We start from the raw sequence: 18,412 nt of genomic DNA, 5'->3' as shown, positions 1-18,412 counted from the left end.
TGGCGGCCGGCGGCGGATTGGGCATGAGTTGCCTCTGCCGAGGAATGAAATGCATCAGGCGCTGCATGAGTTGCCGTTTTTGGCGCAAAAACGTCGTGAAATGCGCCCCTGGACATGTGATCTAAATCAAAATTATCAACGATTTATTGCCGGACGGCGGGGAAGGATTGTGGGGGAATTGTGAAGGTTCTGTGCGGATGAGGTAAACCGGCGTTTGTCTGATGGAGCGGCTGCGGGTGTGGTATTAGGGTAACGGCAGGCGGATTCGATCCGTTAATGCAGGAGCCATAGTATGAAAAAAAGAGCACTATTATTGGCGGCGCTACTGGCGCTGCCGCTGGTGAGCCAGGCCGGAATTTTTATTAACGTCACCCCGGACAGCGCATGGCGCGTCGGCGACCGTGACCACCGCGGCCACTACTGGGATGGCCACCGCTGGCGCGAGGCGCGCTGGTGGCGTGCACATCACCGCGATTACCGGCCGCCGCGCCACTACCGCGGGCACGACCGTCCGCCGCACCGGGCGGATTTCCGTCAGCGGGAATGGCATCACCACCACGATCACCATCACCGCGGCTAATTACAGACGCATCAGCTGGCGGAACGCCTTGACCTTGCTGCGGCTGACCGGCACCTCAAACTCCAGGTCGCTCAGCCGCAGAATATAGGTGTTATTGAACCAGGGCACGATTTCGCGGATTTTCGCCAGGTTGACGCAGTAGGAGCGGTGGCAGCGGAAGAAATGCTCTTCCGGCAGCCGGGCGTAAAACTCGCTGATATTCATCGGCATCACAAACTCTTCACGGCGGGTGTACACCCGCGTCACCTTCTCATCGGCCGCCGCATAGTAAATATCGTTGATGTCGGTAACGATGATGCGATCGTTTTTTATCAGGTTAATGCTGTGGCCGCCGCGCCCGGCCGGCTGCTGCTGTTCGGGCTGATTCAGCGAACGCTGGTGCAGCGCCTCCAGCTTTTGCAGCATGGTGACGATACGCGCCTCGTGGTACGGCTTGAGAATATAGTCGAAGGCTTCGATCTCAAAGGCTTCCACCGCGTGCTCTTTATAGGCGGTAATAAAGATAATCGCCGGCCGGTGGGCGAACTTGCTGATGTTCTGCGCCAGCAGCACACCGTCGAGAGACGGGATATTAATATCGAGGAAGATGGCGTCCACCTGATGATTTTGCAGGTATTTCAGCACGTCCAGCCCGTCATCGAAGGTGGCCTCGATGGTGATGTTGCTGTGCTGTTTGATCAGGTAGCTCAGCTCTTCCTGCGCCAAAAACTCATCTTCAACAATGATGGCTTTCATACTTTCCTCATGCTTCTTCTGCCGGCTGTTCGGCGGCCGGGCGCCGTTTGCCGCCGTCTTTAGTGATATAAAACGCAATTTCGGTGCCTGGCTCCAGACGGCGAATCTTCAGCCCGGCGCCGTACAGCAGCGAGACGCGGTGGTGCACATTGAGCAGGCCGATATGGTTGCCCGGCATTTCGTTGCGCGCCACCCGGTCAATCACCGCCTGGCTGATGCCGTGGCCGGTGTCTTGCACCGAAATCCGAATGCGCTCACCGTGGTCCTTGACCGCAATCACCACCACACCTTTGCCGCGGCAGGGCTGAATGCCGTGCACGATGGCGTTTTCCACCAGCGGCTGGATCAGCAGGCTGGGAATGCGCAGCGCGATATCGTCGTCGATATCGTAGATCACCGTCAGTTTGTCGCCGAAGCGCGCCTGTTCAATGGCGATATAGTCTTGTACCTGATGCAGCTCCTTACGGATATCAATCAGCTCATCGTTCAGTTCCAGGTTGTAACGCAGGTAACGCGACAGGTTGATAATCAGCTGGCGCGCGGTGTCCGGTTTGAGGCGGATCGATGAGGAGATGGCGTTCAGCGCATTAAACAGAAAGTGCGGGTTGATCTTGCTCTGCAGCGCGCGCATTTCGGCTTTGTCCGCCATCTGGCGCAGCTGCTCAATGCGGGACACCTCCATCTGGGTGGAGATAATCTGTGACAGACCGACCGCCATCACCTTCAGGGTATTGGTGATCTGGTGTGCGTGGCAGTAGTAGATTTTCAGCGTGCCGCTGACTTCGCCCTTTTCCCACAGCGGGATCACCAGCTGCGAGTGGATCTGCGGCGTGGCGGGGCTTTCATGGTTGTTCTTGATGATGATTTTGCCGTGGCGGATGCTTTCCCGCGTCACCCGGCTGAGGCTTTCCCGCCCGACCGGATAGTGCTCCTCGCCGACGCCGACGTAGGCCAGCACGCTTTGGGTATCGGTCATCGCCACCGCATCGGCCTGAATATCGTGGCGGATAATGTCGCAGATGGTGGTCAGCGACTCGCTGTTGAAGTTGCGGAAGTAGGGCAGCGTTTTACGGGCGATATCCAGCGCCAGCTTGGCCTGACGTGCGGCGATCACCTCTTTTTCATCCTCGACGCTCTGCACCAGCAGCACGATCAGGCCGATGCACACCGTGCCGAGGATCATCGGCAGGGCGATTTGCGCCACGATCTCCAGCCCCAGCTCGGTCGGCGACGCCCACAGGACGATCAGCAGCATGGTCAGGCTTTCGCACAGCATGCCGCCGAGAATGCCGATACGCCAGCGACGCTCTTTTTTCACCTTCAGGTTGATATAGGCGGCGCTGATGCCGGCGATGATGCTGGTGATCAGACAGGGCACCGAGGTAATGCCGTCGATATCGATCAGATAGCGGTGCACGCCGGCGATAATGCCGGTGACGACGCCGACCCACGGCCCGAACAGGATGCCGCCGGCCATAATGGCGATCACCCGCACGTTGACCAGCGAACCTTCGACGTTGATACCGGAATAGGTGCTGAACAGCGCGAACAGCGAGAAAATGGCGGTGACCGCCGCCAGTTCCAGCGGCGTGTGCTCCTCTTTTTGCAGCAGCTGCCGAAACAGCCGGGTGCGCGTCAGGAAGAACAGGCAAATTAACATCAGCGCGGCACGATCGAATACCGCTAACAGCATTTCAAAAAAAGGGTGCACAACGGCTACTCGCTGCGGCGAAACAAGATGGCGCCCAGTATATCACAGCGTCGGGCGCCGGCTCAGGGAACGCACGTCCTCGCCGTCAGCGTTTAAAGCCCGGGATAAAGCGCGTGACGTCCACCTCCATAAAGGCGCTGCGCTGGAACTGCGCCTTCAGCGCGTAGGGCACCGTGCAGTCAAAAATGGCCTTGCAGGCGATGCCCTCCGCGCGGATGGACGGACTGAAGGCCGGTGACGATGACGGATCCAGCGGGTGGCAGCGTACGCCGGGAATAAACACCGTGCTGACGTCGCCCTGATAGCGGGTGGTCATTGCCCACATCACGTCGTTCATATCGAACAGGTCGACGTCCTCGTCCACCAGCATGACGTGTTTCAGCTCTGAAAAGGCGGCGAATGCCAGCAGTGCCGCCTGCCGCTGGCGGCCTTCGTCGTTTTCCGAGCGTTTTTTCACCTGCAGCACCGCCAGATATTTGCCGGTGCCGGGGGAAGGGCAGTGGACGTTCAGTACAAAGCCGGGCAGCGCCCGTTCGACCATCTGCAGAATGCTGGCCTCGGTGGGGATGCCGGCCAGATTAGTGTGTTCATCGCTGGCGCCGATGCAGGTTTGCAGGATCGGGTGTTTGCGGTGGGTGATCGCCTTCACTTTGATCACCGGCAACGCCGCTTTGGCCTCCCCGGTATAGCCGGGGAACTCCGGCATCGCCTTGCCGCTGTTGGTGTGCTGATCTTCGCGCACCCGCACGCCCGGCAGCAGTTCGCCCTCAATCACCACCTCGGCGTGGGCGATGGCGCGTGCCGCCACCGTCAGGCACGGTGCCAGTTCCACCGGGCGGTTGCGCAGCGCGCCGGCCACCGACAGCTCGTCGAAGCCCAGCGGCGTGGTGGGCGGCTCAAAACAGGCGCCGATCTCAATGGCCGGATCAACGCCGATGCTGATGGAGATCGGCAGCGGCTGGCCTGCCGCTTCGGCCTTCATGCGGAAGGTATCAAGGTGGCGGCCGGGCACGAAGTACATCGAAATTTCATCTTTGCCCTGGACGCACAGGCGGTGAATGGTCACGTCATGTTCGCCGGTTTCCGGATCGGCGGCGTAACACATGCCCAGCGTAAAATAGGGGCCGGCATCGTCCGGCGTATTGGTCGGCGCCGGCAGCAGTTTGAGGATGTCGAAATCCGGGTCGCTGGCCAGGTGCACCACTTCCTGGCAGGCGGCCTGCTCACGCGGGATCTCCACCGGCGCAATCGGCTTGCTCACCGAGTCTTTCAGCAGCCAGGCCAGCCGTTCCGGCGTACTGCCCAGCAGGTGGGCCACGCGTTTGCGCGACGCCAGCAGGCCGATCAGCACCCGCATATCGTCATAGCCTTTGATGCGGTTGAACATCATGGCCGGGCCGATGCGCGTCGGGCGCATCACGGTGCCGTGCGCGCCGACGTAGCGGTAAACGCCGGACAGTTCGGCCATCGGATCGACCGGTTCATCGGTGGCGATCAGTTCATCATCAATGTGGCGCAGCAACTCCAGGGCGGAACGCAGGTCGTGCACCTGCGGTAGTTCGGTGGTCGTGGTCATTGGCGTTGTCCGTCAGGTTGTAGGGGTAAGGCGATTTATTGGTGGTTATTTCTCCACTATCGGGCGAGGATTGATTTCTGTCTAATAGGCTTTAGCCTGTTTTTAATCATCATTCGTTATCACAGGATGGCTTATGAGCGATATGCGTCAGCTGTACTCGTTTATTGCGCTGGCCGAAGAGATGCACTTCGGGCGTGCGGCGGCCAATGTGCACATTGCCCAGCCGGCGCTGAGCCAGCACATCAAGCTGTTGGAGCAGCGTCTGGGGCTGCGGCTGTTTGAACGCGATCGCCGCCACGTGGCGCTGACGCCGGAAGGGCGCGTGTTGCTGGAGAAAGCGCGCGATACGATAGGTCGCTATGAAGGACTGCTGCAGACCGCCGCCAGCCTGCGCAGCGGCGCCGACGGCGCGATCCGGCTGGGATATGTCGGATCGGCAATTTACGATCCGGCACTGATGACGCTGATGCGCGACTACCGTCAGGCGCGGCCGGGCATCGAGCTGGCGATGGAGGAGCATGATGTGAACCGCCAGCTCACCCTGCTGCAGAACGGCGATCTTGATGCGGCGCTGGTGCGTACGCCGGTGCCGCAGTTGCCCGGGCTGGTTTATCAGCAGGTGGTGCAACGGACGTTGATCGCGGTGCTGCCAAAGGATCATGCGCTGAGCGGATGCGGAACGCTGTCGCTGCGGCAGCTGGCGCAGGCGCCGTTTTTGATCCAGAACGATCCGCCGGGTATCGGGCTGGCCTGGTCGGTACTGGACGCCTGCCGGCGCGCTGGCTTTACGCCGCACCCGCTGAAGGCCACGCGTGATGTGGCGGTGACCATCGGGCTGGTGGCGCTGGGGATGGGCGTGGCGCTGGTGCCGGAGACGCAGGCGCTGGCGCGGCGTGAGGATATCAGCTACCACCCGCTGGACGATCCGCTGGCGGTGAGTACGCTGACGCTGGCCTATCGGCAGAACACTCAGCAGGCGGCGGTGAAGGACTTTGCCCGCTTTGTCCGGCAGCGCGCCGCGCACTGAGGTACGGCGCGCTACGGGCGGTTATTTCAGGCCGAGCTGTTCTCTGCCGAGCGGCGTCAGTAGCTCTTCGCCGCCACGGCCGACGAAGTCCACTTCGAAATCGTCCGCGGCGAAGTCCGGCGGCGTGCGGCCGCTCAGGAAGCTGGGCAGCTGACGCTGCAGATAGGCGTCGTTCTTTTCACAGCCCGGCGCGGCGGCGATATACATCACGTTACTGTCGAACTCGCCGTGGTGCTCGTTTTCCACCGCGTGGATCACATCACAGTGCCAGAATACGCAGTCGCCCGGTTCCAGATCCGGAATAGGGGAAATCCCTTGCAGTAAAAGGGGATGCCATGTTTCCGAAATCGACAGCGCGCGTCCCGGCGCGGCATCGCACAGGTCGTCGTCGGCCACGTCGTCCTGCAGCGCGCGCAGCAGTACATAGGCCATGGCGTTGGCAATCGGCACCAGATTCAGCGTGCCGGCATGGGTGCGCTGCGGCGTCAGCGCGGTCCAGCCCTGAAAGGTGCGGAACATCGAGCAGACCGCCGGCGAGGCTATTTCCCGCACCTCGGTGCGGCCGTCGGCGGCGAAAGGATTATAGCGTTGCCAGTCGCCGGAGAACACGTGGCGGTAGACATAGCGGAAATTCTCGTCCAGCCAGCGTTCGATGGTGCCGCTGTCGACGTGCGGCGACAGGCCGAGCGAGGAGGAGTTGGGCGGACGGCGGCGGGTGCGGTCGGCATAGGTGGCGACGCGCTGCGGGTCGAAGTGCTGTTTGCCGTTGCTTTCAGTTTCCCACAGGCTGTTCATAAACACCTGCACCGCATGCATGCGCCGATCCTGCCGCGCTTCCACCTGCGGCTTCGACCAGTAGATACCGTAAATCTGCGGCTTGCTGGCGGCCAGCTTGCCGAAGTAATTATCTTCGGCGGCGTTTTTCAGCCGTTCGACGAAATTGTTGCGCGTCAGATAATCGCCGATCTCACGGTTCCAGCTTTCGGCGGTATCGCGTGGAAACACGCCGCGAATGGCGCAGGCGCCGCGCTGCCTGATCAGCGCTTTTTGCTGCTCGCTCACCCGTTGTTGCAGGATATCGTCGGCGTCGATTTGCGGCACCGGATTGTGGCCTGCCGCCAGCTCGCGGCGAATCTGTTCCACCTGTTGGCGGATGTTCTCTTCCAGCGCCAGAAACACCTTGCGGTAGTTGGGCAGCGCCTGACGCAACTGCCGTTTAACGTTTCTGATGGCGGTGGGGATGTCGTCGATAACCAGTGCTGTCATAAGGTGCTCCTTATCTCGCCGGTGACAGAGGGTAAGTAATAATTTTGTTTTTTTTACGTTAATGATTATCTGGCCTAAAACGGGATAAATAAAGCGTTATATTTCATTCGAAACTTCCTCTTTTTTGTTATACGAAAGATGTCAGCGCTGAAAGCGGTGATGAAAAAAGTTATTGTTCAGGGGATGGACAGCCTGAATCTGCTGCGATATGTTCGATAACAGGCCAAAAACTGGCCAGCGTCGCTCGGACGGTCCGGGCGCTTACGTCTCTTCGAGGAATCTATGGCTGATAATCACAGTCCGCGCCGCTTTACGCGCATTGAACGTCTTCCCCCGTACGTGTTTAACATCACCGCCGAACTGAAGATGGCCGCACGCCGTCGCGGCGAAGATATTATCGACTTCAGCATGGGCAACCCCGACGGCCCGACGCCGCCGCACATTGTGGAGAAACTCTGCACCGTGGCACAGCGTGAAGATACGCATGGCTACTCGACTTCACGCGGTATTCCGCGCCTGCGCCGGGCGATTTCGCGCTGGTATCAGCAGCGCTATCAGGTGGATATCGATCCGGAAAGCGAAGCCATCGTCACCATCGGCTCCAAAGAGGGGCTGGCGCATCTGATGCTGGCGACGCTTGACCATGGCGATACCGTGCTGGTGCCGAACCCGAGCTACCCGATTCATATTTACGGCGCGGTGATCGCCGGCGCACAGGTGCGTTCGGTGCCGCTGGTGGAAGGCGGTGATTTCTTTGGTGAGCTGGAGCGCGCCATCCGTGAAACCATTCCGCGGCCGAAAATGATGATCCTCGGCTTTCCCTCCAACCCGACCGCGCAGTGCGTGGAGCTGGATTTCTTCGAACGGGTGGTGGCGCTGGCGAAGCAGTACAACGTGCTGGTGGTGCATGATCTGGCCTATGCCGATATCGTCTATGACGGCTGGCAGGCGCCGTCGATTATGCAGGTGCCGGGGGCCAAAGATATCGCGGTTGAGTTTTTCACCCTGTCGAAAAGCTACAACATGGCAGGCTGGCGTATCGGCTTTATGGTAGGCAACCCGGAGCTGGTCAGCGCGCTGACGCGCATCAAGAGCTATCACGATTACGGCACCTTTACGCCGCTGCAGGTGGCGGCCATCGCCGCGCTGGAGGGCGACCAGCAGTGCGTGCTGGATATCGCCGAGCAGTATCGCCAGCGTCGCAACGTGTTGGTGAAAGGCCTGCATGAAGCCGGCTGGATGGTGGATAACCCGAAGGCGTCCATGTACGTCTGGGCGAAAATCCCCGAGCCTTATGCTCACCTGGGGTCGCTGGAGTTCGCCAAACGTCTGTTGGCGGAGGCGAAGGTCTGCGTGTCGCCGGGTATCGGCTTTGGTGAGTATGGTGACGATCACGTGCGCTTTGCACTGATTGAAAATCAGGACCGTATCCGCCAGGCGGTACGGGGCATCAAGGCGATGTTCCGCGCTGATGGTCTGATCGCGCCGGCGGCCAAATAGCGCGCCAGATGCAGAAATAACAAAGGGGCGCCGGTGCGCCCCTTGTTGCCGTTCTGGGTTTGGTGGTCCGTCAGGAAACCATATACATGAAGGTACCAACCCATGCAACCAGCATGAATGAAATGCCCATCAAAAAGTATTTCACTTAATAACTCCCCTCATGGAGTGCTCGCAAGTCAACGATCCCGATTGTTGTGCTGAGTATTTTATAGGATGCCCGGCGCGCCTGGCCGGTTCTTTTTGTCATAAAAACAGCCTGCTGGTAGCTTGAGCATCCCGGTCGTCGCATTTTATCCGTTTAAGAAAACACGGGAAACGCGACAGGATCGGCGCTCAATGTACTCCCAATCTTTGTATTATTTCAATACTGTGTTTTTGATCACACTTCATGGCTGTTTTTTAATCACTTTCCGTTATTTTCTCATCGATTTCCGTCCGGCTGCACGATGTGGAGAAACGGGGCGATGTTTATCACATTTCGAGCAGGGCAATGCCCGCCGCTGCGGCAAACCAGAACAACAGACAGCCCAGTAACACTGCGCACCAGATATGGCGACGTATCCATGCCATGATCAACTTTTCTCATGCCGGTGAAGGGAGATAATCCATTCATCGGCCGCCGCAGGGAAATGTTTAGTCCGGTCGCGTACAATTTTTTATGGCTTATCGCCAGTATGCACCGAGAGCCGGATTTCGTAGCCCAGCAAGAACAGCGCCTGTTCCAGCGCTTCGGCTTTCGAGGCATAGGCAATATCCAGCAGGCGGTTCATCTGCCCGGCGTTAAAGCCCAGTTGGCGCGCCAGTAACGCTTTCGGCATCTGTTTTGCCAGCAGGGCGTTATGCAGCGCGACCTTCAGCTGTACCAGCAGAGGCAGCGGTACCTGCAGTTCGTCGCTATCGTTCGCGGAGGGCGGCGGCACCGCGCGGCCTTCTTCAATCTCAATGGCGAGGGCGGTCAGCAGTGAGTCCTGCGCTTCCAGCTCCACGTCTTCACGTTTATAGCAGGCGGCCTGAAATTCCGGGAAATCGCGAAAGCCGATGTGCCAGCAGTCGTCTTCGTCATCAAAGTGGTAGTGGGCCGGATAGTGGCTAGACATAGCGCTTCCTGATTGTCGGCATGATGGTAATGGCTGGCAAGGGTAGCATGAGTCGGGGGAGAAAAGGGGACGGATTGATATTCCGAGGAAATGGGTAGCGCGACACCGGCATCGTGCGGGCAATGGCGACGGAAGTGCAACGCCTTTGTCATCTGATATGATCTGCGCATCTATTGGCAACGGTTTACTTTAAAAGTATTCTAATCCTTAACATAGATCCCGTGATGTCTTAAAGATAAATTAATTTTAAAAATATATTTTAGGATTTAACGCAGATATAAAATTATTTTACGCAGGAAAACTAAAGTTAGAAAGGATGTCAATAATTACTGACGCCTATCATGTATATAAGGCAATGAATTTGTCTTTTAATATATCCAATTTAAGGAGAAGGATTATTTTTAAATAAAAGTAAAAAGAGGCGTGTTTGGGCTGGAGGAATGTGTCTTTATCAGTGTAGAGAGCAACCGTAAATGGTACCCCCGACTGGAATCGAACCAGTAACTAGCCCTTAGGAGGGGCTTGTTATATCCGTTTAACTACGGGGGCATGCCGGATTCGGGGCATTATACCCGTTTTTCTTCCCAGAATAAGCGCTTAGCGGTGCGTTTGCTTATTTCCTCGCCAGTGGGGATAGCCGCTGGCCGACAGAACGGGGAAAATTCAGCGTTTGTCATCACCGTCAACGGCGCGTGTTGCCTGTGCTTTCGCCTGATTGCTGATGTCGTTGCGAATCTGCGCATGGCTGATTAACGCAAAGATAAAAGTACCGCCGATGATATTACCGGCAAGTGTCGGCAGCGCGAACGGATAAATAAATTGTTGCCAGCCGATGACGCCGTTGCACACCAAATAGATGATCTCAACTGAACCGACGACGATATGGGTCAGATCGCACAGCGCCACCAGATAGGTCATCAGCACGATCACCCAGATTTTAGCGCCGCCGGCGGACGGCAGCATCCAGACCATAGTGGCAATAATCCAGCCGGCGAGGATCCCATTGGCAAACATCTCCTGCGGGGTGTTATGCATCACTTCCTGTCCCAGGGAGACAAAGGCCTGCCGGGTGGCGGCGTCAAACAGCGGCAGGTGGGTAAAAGCCAGCGCCGCCAGCCCGGTGCCAAGCAGGTTGCCCAACAGCACCACGCCCCACAGTCGCAACAGAATAAGCAGGTTCTTCGGCGTGGGCTTGTGCATGATCGGCAGCACCGCCGTTACGGTGTTTTCGGTAAATAGCTGCTGACGCGCCATAATGACGATGACAAAACCAAAGGTATAGCCGATATTCTCAATGAAAAAGCGGCTGGGATCGTCGGGCAGGCGGGCGTGGAAGATGCCTTTGGCCATCAGCGATGCGCCCATCGACAGCCCGGCGGCGATGGCCGACCACAGCAGCGCCAGCCAGTCACGCTCCAGCTCTTTTTCCCCTTCCATACGGATCTGTTCATGCACCGCCGCAGCGCGGGAGGGCAGGTTCTCCGCGTTGACGTCAATGGCGGCTTTTCCCTGCTCCCGCTCTTGGCTGTCTACTGTGACATCGCTTTCGGACTGCTGATTGTCTGTTGCGTCGCCTGGTTGCTTATTATCCATGCATATCCTCCGACAGCCGTACCGAGATTATTTATTAAGCGTAGCCGCAGGGGCGGCGGGAAGGGAAATAAGTTGGTCAAATTGCAGAAAAAAGTAACAAGGGTTTAACGTTGGCGCATTTTTCTACGCATTATTGATCTGGTGCGCAATATTACCCCTATTGGAGTAGTTTCTGCGCTGGCCGCAGGCTACGAGCCGCCGATCGCTTGTGCTATCATGCGCACACCCAAAGAACAATAGCCGAGTCCTGCCGATGCTGGAAGCCAAAAACCTGAGTTGTGTCCGCGATGAGCGCACCCTGTTTAGCGGGCTGAGTTTTTCGGTGAGTCCGGGCGATATGGTGCAGGTGGAAGGGCCGAACGGCGCGGGAAAAACCAGCCTGCTGCGCATTCTGGCCGGTCTGGCGCGTCCGGATGAAGGCGAAGTGCGCTGGCGGGGCGAGAATACCCGCCGCAGCCGCGAACGCTATCATGCCGAGCTGCTGTTCCTCGGCCATCAGCCGGGCATCAATGCGATGCTGACGCCGTTTGAAAATCTGCGCTTTTATCAGCGCGCGGCCCGCGGCGGTGACGGACAGGCAATCTGGCAGGCGTTGGAGCAGGTGGGGCTGGTCGGCTATGAGGATCTGCCGGTGGCGCAGCTGTCCGCCGGGCAACAGCGTCGCGTCGCGTTGGCACGACTGTACCTGAGCGACAGCCCGCTGTGGATCCTGGACGAGCCTCTGACCGCCATCGATAAACAGGGCGTCGCCGAATTGATTCGCCATTTTGAACAACATGCGCAACAGGGCGGTATGGTAGTGTTGACCACCCATCAGGAGCTGGCCGGCAGCCAGCGGCCAGTGACGAAAATTAGTTTGTCGGACGCAGGGATGGAGACGGCCTGATGTTTTTAACCCTGCTGCGGCGTGAATTGAAAATCGCCTTTCGCAAAGGCTCGGAAATCGTTAACCCGCTGTGGTTCTTTCTGATCGTTATCACGCTGTTCCCGTTGGGCGTCGGCCCGGAGCCGCAGCTGCTGGCGCGTATCGCGCCGGGCATCATCTGGGTGGCGGCGCTGCTGGCGTCGCTGCTGTCGCTGGAAAGGCTGTTCCGCGACGACTTTCTTGACGGCTCGCTGGAACAGCTGCTGCTGCTGCCAACCCCGCTGCCGTTGGCGGTGTTAGGCAAAGTATGTGCTCACTGGGTGGTGACGGGGCTGCCGTTGCTGCTGCTGTCGCCGCTGGTGGCGCTACTGCTGTCGCTGGACGTGCAGACCTGGCTGGCGGTAGCCGCCACCTTGCTGCTCGGCACGCCGACGCTGAGCCTGATCGGCGCCATCGGCGTTGGGCTGACCGTCGGGCTGCGCAAAGGCGGGGTGTTGCTGAGCCTGCTGGTGCTGCCGCTGTATATCCCGGTGCTGATCTTCGCCACCGGCGCGATTGACGCTGCGGCGATGGGGATGCCGATTGACGGCTATCTGGCGATACTCGGCGCGATGCTGGCGGGCAGCGTGACGCTGGCGCCGTTTGCCACCGCCGCTGCGCTGCGGGTAAGCGTGCACTAGCTAACAGATAAGAAGAGCCGGGCAACGCCGACAAGAGCGGCCCCGGCATACATCATTTGCCGCCCCGCAGCGCAGGGCGGCGGACGTTTTCATTTACCGTGAGCAATGACAACAATGTGGAAATGGTTACATCAATTCGCCAGGCCCGAGAGGCTCTACCAGGTTTGTGGGCGCTTAGTACCCTGGCTTGGCGCGGCGGGCGCCGTCTGCCTGCTGCTCGGCTGGATATGGGGCTTTGGCTTCGCGCCCAAGGATTATCAACAGGGCGATAGTTTCCGCATTATGTATATCCACGTGCCGGCGGCGATGTGGTCGATGGGCATTTACGCCTCCATGGCGGTGGCCGCTTTTATCGGCCTGGTATGGCAGATGAAAATGTCCGATACCGTCGTCGCGGCGATGGCGCCGGTGGGGGCGGTATTCACCTTTATCGCGCTGGTGACCGGCTCCGCCTGGGGCAAGCCGATGTGGGGCGCCTGGTGGGTCTGGGACGCGCGCCTGACCTCCGAACTGGTGCTGCTGTTCCTGTATATGGGCATCATCGCGCTGTACAACGCTTTTGAAGACCGCCGGCTGGCCGGCCGCGCCGCCGGTATTCTGGTGCTGGTCGGCGTGGTCAATATCCCGATTATTCATTTCTCGGTCGAATGGTGGAACACGCTGCATCAGGGGTCGACCAATATGCAGCAGAGCATTGCGCCAAGCATGCGTACGCCGCTGCGCTGGGCGATCCTCGGCTATTTGCTGTTCTTTATTACCCTGACGCTGATGCGCCTGCGCAACCTGATTCTGGCGCAGGAGCGTCATCGCCCGTGGGTGGCGGCCCTGGTTAACAAGGAGCGTCAGTCATGAATGCCGCATTTTCCTCCTGGACGGCGTTCTTCGCCATGGGCGGTTACGCCTTTTATGTGTGGCTGGCGGTGGCCGCCACGCTGATTCCGTTGCTGGGTCTGGTGTGCCATACCCTGTGGCAACGCCGGCAGCTGCTGGCCGATGTGCGCCGCCGTCAGGCGCGCGAACGCCGTATCCGCCAATCACAACATGCTAAAACATCGGCTGCGCCGCAGTCCGCCGCTGCGCGGGAGAAATCATTGTGAATCCACGTCGTAAAAGTCGCCTCTATCTGGCCATTGTGGTGCTGGTCGGCATCGCGCTTACCGCTTCGTTGGTGCTGTATGCGCTGCGCTCCAACATCGATCTGTTTTATACCCCGGGTGAAATCCTGCAGGGCAAAGGGGAAAATCACGAAAAACCGGAGGTCGGGCAGCGCCTGCGCATCGGCGGCATGGTGATGCCGGGCTCGGTGAAGCGCGATCCGGAAACGCTGAAGGTCAGCTTTAAGGTGTATGACGCGCGCGGCGCAATCGCCGTGACCTATGAAGGCATCCTGCCGGATCTGTTCCGCGAAGGGCAGGGCGTGGTGGCGCAGGGCGTGCTGGGGGAAGGCAACGTGGTGAACGCCAAAGAAGTACTGGCCAAGCACGATGAGAAATATACCCCGCCGGAAGTGGCCGATGCGATGAAAGAGAACCATAAAGGGCCGGCGTCGGCCTATCGCGCGCCGCAGGAGGACAGCCAGTCATGATACCGGAGCTGGGAAGTTTTCTGTTGTGTCTGGCGCTGGCGGTATCGCTGCTGCTGAGCATTTACCCGCAGTGGGGAGCCGCGCGTCAGGACCGCCGCATGATGGCGGTGGCGCGTCCGCTGACCTATGGCATGTTCGCCGCCATTGCGCTGGCGTTTATCTGCCTGGTGCACGCCTTTATCGTTAACGATTTTACCGTCGCCTATGTTGCCGCTAACTCCAACACGCAGCTGCCGGTCTATTACCGCATCGCCGCCACCTGGGGGGCGCATGAAGGCTCGCTGCTGCTCTGGGTGCTGCTGCTGAGCTGCTGGTCGCTGGCGGTGGCGCTGTTCAGCCGCTCCATGCCGCAGGATGCGGTGGCGCGGGTGCTGTCGGTGATGGGGATGATTACCGCCGGTTTCCTGCTGTTTATCATTATGACTTCCAACCCGTTCACCCGCACCTTGCCGAACTTCCCGATCGACGGCCGCGATCTGAACCCGTTGCTGCAGGACGTCGGGCTGATTTTCCATCCGCCGCTGCTGTATATGGGCTACGTCGGCTTTTCGGTGGCGTTTGCCTTCGCCATTGCCTCGCTGATGGCCGGGCGGCTCGACACCGCCTGGGCGCGCTGGTCGCGGCCGTGGACTACCGCCGCCTGGGTGTTTCTGACCCTCGGCATCGTACTGGGCTCCGCCTGGGCCTACTACGAGTTGGGCTGGGGCGGCTGGTGGTTCTGGGATCCGGTGGAGAATGCCTCCTTCATGCCGTGGCTGGCGGGCACCGCGCTGATGCACTCGCTGGCGGTGACGGAAAAACGCGGCACCTTCAAGGCGTGGACGGTGCTGCTGGCGATCACCGCGTTCTCGCTGTGTCTGCTCGGCACCTTCCTGGTACGTTCCGGCGTGCTGGTGTCGGTGCACTCTTTTGCCTCCGATCCGGCGCGCGGCATGTTTATTCTCGCCTATCTGGTGATTGTGATCGGCGGTTCGCTGCTGCTGTACGCTTTTAAAGGCGGCCAGGTGCGCAGCCGGGTGCAGCACGAAACCTTTTCCCGCGAGACCTTCCTGCTGGGCAACAACGTATTGCTGATGGCCGCGATGCTGGTGGTGCTGCTGGGTACGTTGCTGCCGCTGGTGCATAAGCAACTCGGGCTGGGCAGTATCTCGATCGGCGAGCCTTTCTTCAACACCATGTTCACCTGGCTGATGGCGCCGATGGCGCTGCTGCTGGGCATCGGCCCGCTGGTGCGCTGGCGCCGTGACGAGCCGAGCAAGCTGTGGCGTCGCCTGGGCGTTGCGCTGGTGGTGACTCTGCTGCTGTCGATTCTGCTGCCGTGGCTGCTGCAGGACAGCATTGCCGGCATGACGGTGGTCGGGCTGCTGATGGCGGTCTGGGTCATTGTGCTGACGCTGATGGAGCTGCACGAGCGTGCCACGCACCGTCACGGCTTCTGGCGCGGCCTGCGCCATTTGTCGCGCAGCCACTGGGGCATGGTGCTGGGCCACCTGGGCGTGGCGGTAACGGTGATCGGTATCGCCTTCAGCCAGAACTACAGCGTGGAGCGTGACGTGCGGATGAAGGCCGGCGACAGCGTGGATATTCATGACTATCACTTTGTATTCCGCGACGTGCACGATATCCGCGGACCGAACTACACCGGCGGCGTCGGCATTATCGACGTGACGCGCAACGGTAAGGCGGAAGCGACGCTGCATGCGGAAAAACGCTACTACAGCGTGGCGCGCAGCATGATGACGGAAGCCGCGATCGACGGCGGCCTGACGCGCGATCTGTACGCGGCATTGGGCGAGGAGCTGGACGACGGCTCCTGGGCGGTGCGGCTGTATTACAAACCGTTCGTCCGCTGGATCTGGTTCGGCGGCGTATTTATGGCGCTGGGCGGGCTGCTGTGTATCCTCGATCCGCGTTATCGCATGAAGAAAAAACTGGCGCGTCAGGGCAAGCGGGAGGCGCAGGTATGAACCGTAAACTGTTATTTATTCCCTTAATCCTGTTCTTGTTGCTGGTGGCCGCCTTTATGGTGCAGCTGACGCGCAACGCCGGCGGGGAGGATCCGACCATGCTGGAATCGGCATTGATCGGTAAACCGGTGCCGACCTTTAAACTGGAGTCGCTCGATCGGCCGGGTAAAACCTACGATCAGGCGGTGCTGCGCGACGGTAAACCGATATTGCTGAACGTCTGGGCCACCTGGTGCCCGACCTGCCGCGCTGAACACCAGTATCTGAATCAGCTGGCGAGCCGCGGCGTGCGCGTGGTGGGGCTGAACTACAAGGACGACCGCGCCAAGGCGGTCAACTGGCTTAACAGCCTGGGCAACCCTTACGCGCTTAGCCTGTTTGACGGCGACGGTATGCTGGGGCTGGACCTTGGCGTATACGGCGCGCCGGAAACCTTTCTGATCGACGGGCAGGGCATTATTCGCTACCGCCACGCCGGCGATATGAATGAACGGGTCTGGCAGCAGGAAGTGCTGCCGCTGTACCGCAAGTACGGAGGCGCAGCATGAGGTTCGCCGCCGTGATATTGGCCGCATTGCTGAGCTTTAGCGCCGCTGCGGCCATTGATACTTACCATTTTGATTCGGTGGAGCAGGAGCAGCAGTATCGCGAGCTGACCGAACAGCTGCGCTGCCCGAAATGCCAGAACAACAGCATCGCCGATTCCAACGCCATCATCGCCGCCGATATGCGCGCCAAAGTCTATGAGCTGATGATGCAGGGGCAGAACAAGCAGCAGGTCATCGATTATATGGTGGCCCGCTACGGCAACTTCGTCACCTATGAACCGCCGGTGACGCCGGCGACGCTGATCCTGTGGGTCGGCCCGCTGCTGTTTGTGCTGATTGGCGGCGCGGTGGTGATTATGCGCAGCCGCCGCCGCACTCCGGCGGATAACGACGACTTCTCCGCACAGGAGCAACAGCGTCTGGCGGCGCTGCTGGAAGAGACTGACAGGAAGAAACGCTAATGGCTTTTTGGCTGATGATTATCGTGTTGCTGCTGGGCGCCGCCGCGCTGTTGCTGGTGCCGGCTATGCGGCAGAATCGGGCGGACAGCGCCACCAGCCGCGACACGCTGAACAAGGTGCTGTACCAGGAGCGTCTGAGTGAGCTGGAACAGGATGAACAACAGGGCGTGGTCGCCGAGCGTCCCGAACTGGTGAAAGAGCTGCAACAGAACCTGCTGGACGATATTCCCGGCCAGGCGACGGCGCAGAGTAAACCGATCAACCGCTGGGCGCTGTTGCCGGGCGTGCTGCTGCTGATCGTGGTGGCGGTTGGCTTTTATCTGAAAACCGGCGGTATGGCGCAGGTGGCGGCCTGGCGGCAGGTGCAGGATCAGATGCCGGCGCTGCGCGCCCGGGTCGCCAACGAGCATGCGCAGCCGCTCAGCATGGAAGAGATCGCCCGTCTGGGGCTGGGGCTGCGCACCGCGCTGCAGCAGGACGGCCGTAATATCAACGACTGGATGATGCTGGGGCGGGTCGGTATGGCGCTGAATAACGCCACCACCGCCACGCAGGCGTTTGCCCATGCCTATCAGCTGGATCCGAATAATCTGGAAGTCCGTCTGGGGTACGCCGAAGTGTTGACGCGTTCCAACGATCCGGAAGATAACAAGCAGGCGTCGCTGATGCTGCGTAAAATGATCGCTGAAGATCACAGCAACCTGCGTATTCTCAGCCTGTTGGCGTTTAACGCTTTTGAACAGGGCGACTACCGGCAGGCCATCGGCGCCTGGCAGGTGATGCTAAAATTATTACCGGCTGACGATCGCCGTGCGGAAGTGCTAAAGCGCAGTATTGAACAAGCAAAAGTACAGGCCGGCGACGAAACTGTTAAACTTGGTGTCAATGTCACGTTGTCTCCAGAGGCAGCCAACGCATTACCCCAACAAGGGACGCTGATAATTTCGGTGACCGATGGCAAAAGCCCGGTGCCGGTTGCTGTAAAACAATTACCTCTGAGCCGTTTCCCGCTGTCGTTCTCGCTGGATGACAGCAACGCCATGATGCCGGAGCGTTTGCTGTCGTCGCTGCATCAGGTGAAGGTGCGCGTACGGGTTTCTCATGACGGTCTGGCAACGCCGCAGGCCGGCGACTGGTTCGGTGAGAGTGCGCTGCAGACGTTCAGCGGTAACGGGCAAGTTAGCGTTCAGATAGACAAACAGGTCCCTTAATAAAAGACTG

General features: G+C 59.5%; 20 protein-coding genes and 1 tRNA gene. 13 read left to right on the top strand and 8 right to left on the bottom strand.

Going from position 1 to position 18,412, the window contains the following annotated elements; all coding sequences use genetic code 11:
• The first annotated feature begins 49 nt into the window (after nt 1-49).
• The gene (locus TAN611_RS23625; RefSeq protein ID WP_255414255.1) at nt 50-184 is read left to right on the top strand and encodes a hypothetical protein; all 135 of its coding nucleotides are present in this window, start codon (nt 50-52) and stop codon (nt 182-184) included.
• Nucleotides 185-292: 108 nt separating this feature from the next.
• On the top strand, nt 293-580 hold the full coding sequence (locus tag TAN611_RS16510; RefSeq protein WP_105232015.1) for a DUF2502 domain-containing protein: 288 nt from the start codon (nt 293-295) through the stop codon (nt 578-580).
• On the opposite strand, the gene TAN611_RS16505 is transcribed toward TAN611_RS16510, so the two are convergent.
• The 3 genes from TAN611_RS16505 to TAN611_RS16495 form a co-directional block, all read right to left on the bottom strand.
• Nucleotides 581-1,315: a LytTR family DNA-binding domain-containing protein gene (locus tag TAN611_RS16505; RefSeq protein WP_105232014.1), complete on the bottom strand. Its 735-nt coding sequence runs from the start codon at nt 1,313-1,315 to the stop codon at nt 581-583. It abuts the gene before it with no gap.
• Between the two features lie 7 nt (nt 1,316-1,322).
• Nucleotides 1,323-3,008 (bottom strand): sensor histidine kinase, encoded by a 1,686-nt coding sequence (locus TAN611_RS16500; protein ID WP_105232013.1) that lies wholly within the window; start codon nt 3,006-3,008, stop codon nt 1,323-1,325.
• Between the two features lie 103 nt (nt 3,009-3,111).
• Nucleotides 3,112-4,602: a UbiD family decarboxylase gene (locus TAN611_RS16495; protein WP_105232012.1), complete on the bottom strand. Its 1,491-nt coding sequence runs from the start codon at nt 4,600-4,602 to the stop codon at nt 3,112-3,114.
• Nucleotides 4,603-4,735: 133 nt separating this feature from the next.
• Between TAN611_RS16495 and TAN611_RS16490 the strand changes: the two genes are divergently transcribed.
• Entirely contained in the window at nt 4,736-5,629 is an 894-nt protein-coding gene (locus tag TAN611_RS16490; RefSeq protein WP_105232011.1) for a LysR substrate-binding domain-containing protein, read from the top strand.
• A 21-nt stretch (nt 5,630-5,650) separates the two neighbouring features.
• Here the strand turns inward: TAN611_RS16490 and TAN611_RS16485 are convergent, their stop codons facing one another.
• Nucleotides 5,651-6,895, bottom strand: a complete 1,245-nt coding sequence (locus TAN611_RS16485; RefSeq protein ID WP_111736691.1) for a DUF1479 domain-containing protein — start codon at nt 6,893-6,895, stop codon at nt 5,651-5,653.
• Between the two features lie 282 nt (nt 6,896-7,177).
• Here TAN611_RS16485 and alaC point away from each other — a divergent pair, with 282 nt between their 5' ends.
• Entirely contained in the window at nt 7,178-8,395 is a 1,218-nt protein-coding gene (gene alaC / locus TAN611_RS16480) for an alanine transaminase (protein WP_105232009.1), read from the top strand.
• Between the two features lie 70 nt (nt 8,396-8,465).
• On the opposite strand, the gene ypdK is transcribed toward alaC, so the two are convergent.
• The 4 genes from ypdK to TAN611_RS16460 all read right to left on the bottom strand — a co-directional run bounded on the left by ypdK (nt 8,466) and on the right by TAN611_RS16460 (nt 11,085).
• Nucleotides 8,466-8,525: a membrane protein YpdK gene (gene ypdK, locus TAN611_RS16475; protein WP_370447008.1), complete on the bottom strand. Its 60-nt coding sequence runs from the start codon at nt 8,523-8,525 to the stop codon at nt 8,466-8,468.
• A 526-nt stretch (nt 8,526-9,051) separates the two neighbouring features.
• A complete protein-coding gene (locus tag TAN611_RS16470; RefSeq protein ID WP_105232008.1) occupies nt 9,052-9,492 on the bottom strand; it encodes a hypothetical protein in 441 nt (146 codons plus the stop codon).
• 474 nt (nt 9,493-9,966) lie between these two features.
• Nucleotides 9,967-10,041 (bottom strand) — tRNA-Arg (locus tag TAN611_RS16465).
• 114 nt (nt 10,042-10,155) lie between these two features.
• Nucleotides 10,156-11,085, bottom strand: a complete 930-nt coding sequence (locus TAN611_RS16460; protein ID WP_105232007.1) for a formate/nitrite transporter family protein — start codon at nt 11,083-11,085, stop codon at nt 10,156-10,158.
• Between the two features lie 253 nt (nt 11,086-11,338).
• On the opposite strand from TAN611_RS16460, the gene ccmA reads away from it, so the two are divergent.
• The 9 genes from ccmA to ccmI all read left to right on the top strand — a co-directional run bounded on the left by ccmA (nt 11,339) and on the right by ccmI (nt 18,402).
• Entirely contained in the window at nt 11,339-11,971 is a 633-nt protein-coding gene (gene ccmA / locus TAN611_RS16455; RefSeq protein WP_111736693.1) for a cytochrome c biogenesis heme-transporting ATPase CcmA, read from the top strand.
• Nucleotides 11,971-12,630 (top strand): heme exporter protein CcmB, encoded by a 660-nt coding sequence (gene ccmB, locus TAN611_RS16450; RefSeq protein WP_111736694.1) that lies wholly within the window; start codon nt 11,971-11,973, stop codon nt 12,628-12,630. The genes ccmA and ccmB overlap by 1 nt, the downstream gene beginning before the upstream one ends.
• A 114-nt stretch (nt 12,631-12,744) precedes the next feature.
• Nucleotides 12,745-13,482: a heme ABC transporter permease gene (locus tag TAN611_RS16445; protein ID WP_105232004.1), complete on the top strand. Its 738-nt coding sequence runs from the start codon at nt 12,745-12,747 to the stop codon at nt 13,480-13,482.
• A complete protein-coding gene (ccmD, locus tag TAN611_RS16440; RefSeq protein WP_105232003.1) occupies nt 13,479-13,727 on the top strand; it encodes a heme exporter protein CcmD in 249 nt (82 codons plus the stop codon). Before TAN611_RS16445 ends, ccmD begins: the two co-directional genes overlap by 4 nt.
• Nucleotides 13,724-14,215, top strand: a complete 492-nt coding sequence (gene ccmE / locus TAN611_RS16435) for a cytochrome c maturation protein CcmE (RefSeq protein WP_105232002.1) — start codon at nt 13,724-13,726, stop codon at nt 14,213-14,215. Before ccmD ends, ccmE begins: the two co-directional genes overlap by 4 nt.
• Nucleotides 14,212-16,182 carry a heme lyase CcmF/NrfE family subunit gene (locus tag TAN611_RS16430; RefSeq protein WP_187044336.1) on the top strand — a complete coding sequence of 657 codons (1,971 nt, stop codon included), beginning with the start codon at nt 14,212-14,214 and terminating at the stop codon, nt 16,180-16,182. The genes ccmE and TAN611_RS16430 overlap by 4 nt, the downstream gene beginning before the upstream one ends.
• The gene (locus TAN611_RS16425; protein ID WP_105232000.1) at nt 16,179-16,730 is read left to right on the top strand and encodes a DsbE family thiol:disulfide interchange protein; all 552 of its coding nucleotides are present in this window, start codon (nt 16,179-16,181) and stop codon (nt 16,728-16,730) included. The genes TAN611_RS16430 and TAN611_RS16425 overlap by 4 nt, the downstream gene beginning before the upstream one ends.
• On the top strand, nt 16,727-17,191 hold the full coding sequence (locus TAN611_RS16420) for a cytochrome c-type biogenesis protein (RefSeq protein ID WP_105231999.1): 465 nt from the start codon (nt 16,727-16,729) through the stop codon (nt 17,189-17,191). The genes TAN611_RS16425 and TAN611_RS16420 overlap by 4 nt, the downstream gene beginning before the upstream one ends.
• Complete coding sequence (ccmI, locus tag TAN611_RS16415; RefSeq protein WP_105231998.1) at nt 17,191-18,402, top strand: c-type cytochrome biogenesis protein CcmI; 1,212 nt, start codon at nt 17,191-17,193, stop codon at nt 18,400-18,402. Before TAN611_RS16420 ends, ccmI begins: the two co-directional genes overlap by 1 nt.
• Nucleotides 18,403-18,412: the final 10 nt, after the last annotated feature.

Origin of the sequence: Serratia sp. Tan611 (assembly GCF_905188235.1) — a bacterium.
Lineage (GTDB): Bacteria > Pseudomonadota > Gammaproteobacteria > Enterobacterales > Enterobacteriaceae > Serratia_B > Serratia_B rhizosphaerae.
Note: the sequence above shows the minus strand (reverse complement) of the source record. Positions and strands in the feature narration are given on the sequence as shown.

What these genes read in the sequence shown, in the direction of transcription:
- alaC (WP_105232009.1), top strand. Translation starts at nt 7,178, where the DNA reads ATGGCTGATAATCACAGTCCGCGCCGCTTTACGCGCATTGAACGTCTT.
- TAN611_RS16460 (WP_105232007.1), bottom strand. Translation starts at nt 11,085, where the DNA reads ATGGATAATAAGCAACCAGGCGACGCAACAGACAATCAGCAGTCCGAA.
- TAN611_RS16495 (WP_105232012.1), bottom strand. Translation starts at nt 4,602, where the DNA reads ATGACCACGACCACCGAACTACCGCAGGTGCACGACCTGCGTTCCGCC.
- TAN611_RS16420 (WP_105231999.1), top strand. Translation starts at nt 16,727, where the DNA reads ATGAGGTTCGCCGCCGTGATATTGGCCGCATTGCTGAGCTTTAGCGCC.
- ccmA (WP_111736693.1), top strand. Translation starts at nt 11,339, where the DNA reads ATGCTGGAAGCCAAAAACCTGAGTTGTGTCCGCGATGAGCGCACCCTG.
- TAN611_RS16505 (WP_105232014.1), bottom strand. Translation starts at nt 1,315, where the DNA reads ATGAAAGCCATCATTGTTGAAGATGAGTTTTTGGCGCAGGAAGAGCTG.
- TAN611_RS16425 (WP_105232000.1), top strand. Translation starts at nt 16,179, where the DNA reads ATGAACCGTAAACTGTTATTTATTCCCTTAATCCTGTTCTTGTTGCTG.
- TAN611_RS16445 (WP_105232004.1), top strand. Translation starts at nt 12,745, where the DNA reads ATGTGGAAATGGTTACATCAATTCGCCAGGCCCGAGAGGCTCTACCAG.
- TAN611_RS16430 (WP_187044336.1), top strand. Translation starts at nt 14,212, where the DNA reads ATGATACCGGAGCTGGGAAGTTTTCTGTTGTGTCTGGCGCTGGCGGTA.
- ccmB (WP_111736694.1), top strand. Translation starts at nt 11,971, where the DNA reads ATGTTTTTAACCCTGCTGCGGCGTGAATTGAAAATCGCCTTTCGCAAA.
- ccmD (WP_105232003.1), top strand. Translation starts at nt 13,479, where the DNA reads ATGAATGCCGCATTTTCCTCCTGGACGGCGTTCTTCGCCATGGGCGGT.
- TAN611_RS23625 (WP_255414255.1), top strand. Translation starts at nt 50, where the DNA reads ATGCATCAGGCGCTGCATGAGTTGCCGTTTTTGGCGCAAAAACGTCGT.
- TAN611_RS16485 (WP_111736691.1), bottom strand. Translation starts at nt 6,895, where the DNA reads ATGACAGCACTGGTTATCGACGACATCCCCACCGCCATCAGAAACGTT.
- TAN611_RS16470 (WP_105232008.1), bottom strand. Translation starts at nt 9,492, where the DNA reads ATGTCTAGCCACTATCCGGCCCACTACCACTTTGATGACGAAGACGAC.
- ccmI (WP_105231998.1), top strand. Translation starts at nt 17,191, where the DNA reads ATGGCTTTTTGGCTGATGATTATCGTGTTGCTGCTGGGCGCCGCCGCG.
- TAN611_RS16500 (WP_105232013.1), bottom strand. Translation starts at nt 3,008, where the DNA reads ATGCTGTTAGCGGTATTCGATCGTGCCGCGCTGATGTTAATTTGCCTG.
- TAN611_RS16510 (WP_105232015.1), top strand. Translation starts at nt 293, where the DNA reads ATGAAAAAAAGAGCACTATTATTGGCGGCGCTACTGGCGCTGCCGCTG.
- TAN611_RS16490 (WP_105232011.1), top strand. Translation starts at nt 4,736, where the DNA reads ATGAGCGATATGCGTCAGCTGTACTCGTTTATTGCGCTGGCCGAAGAG.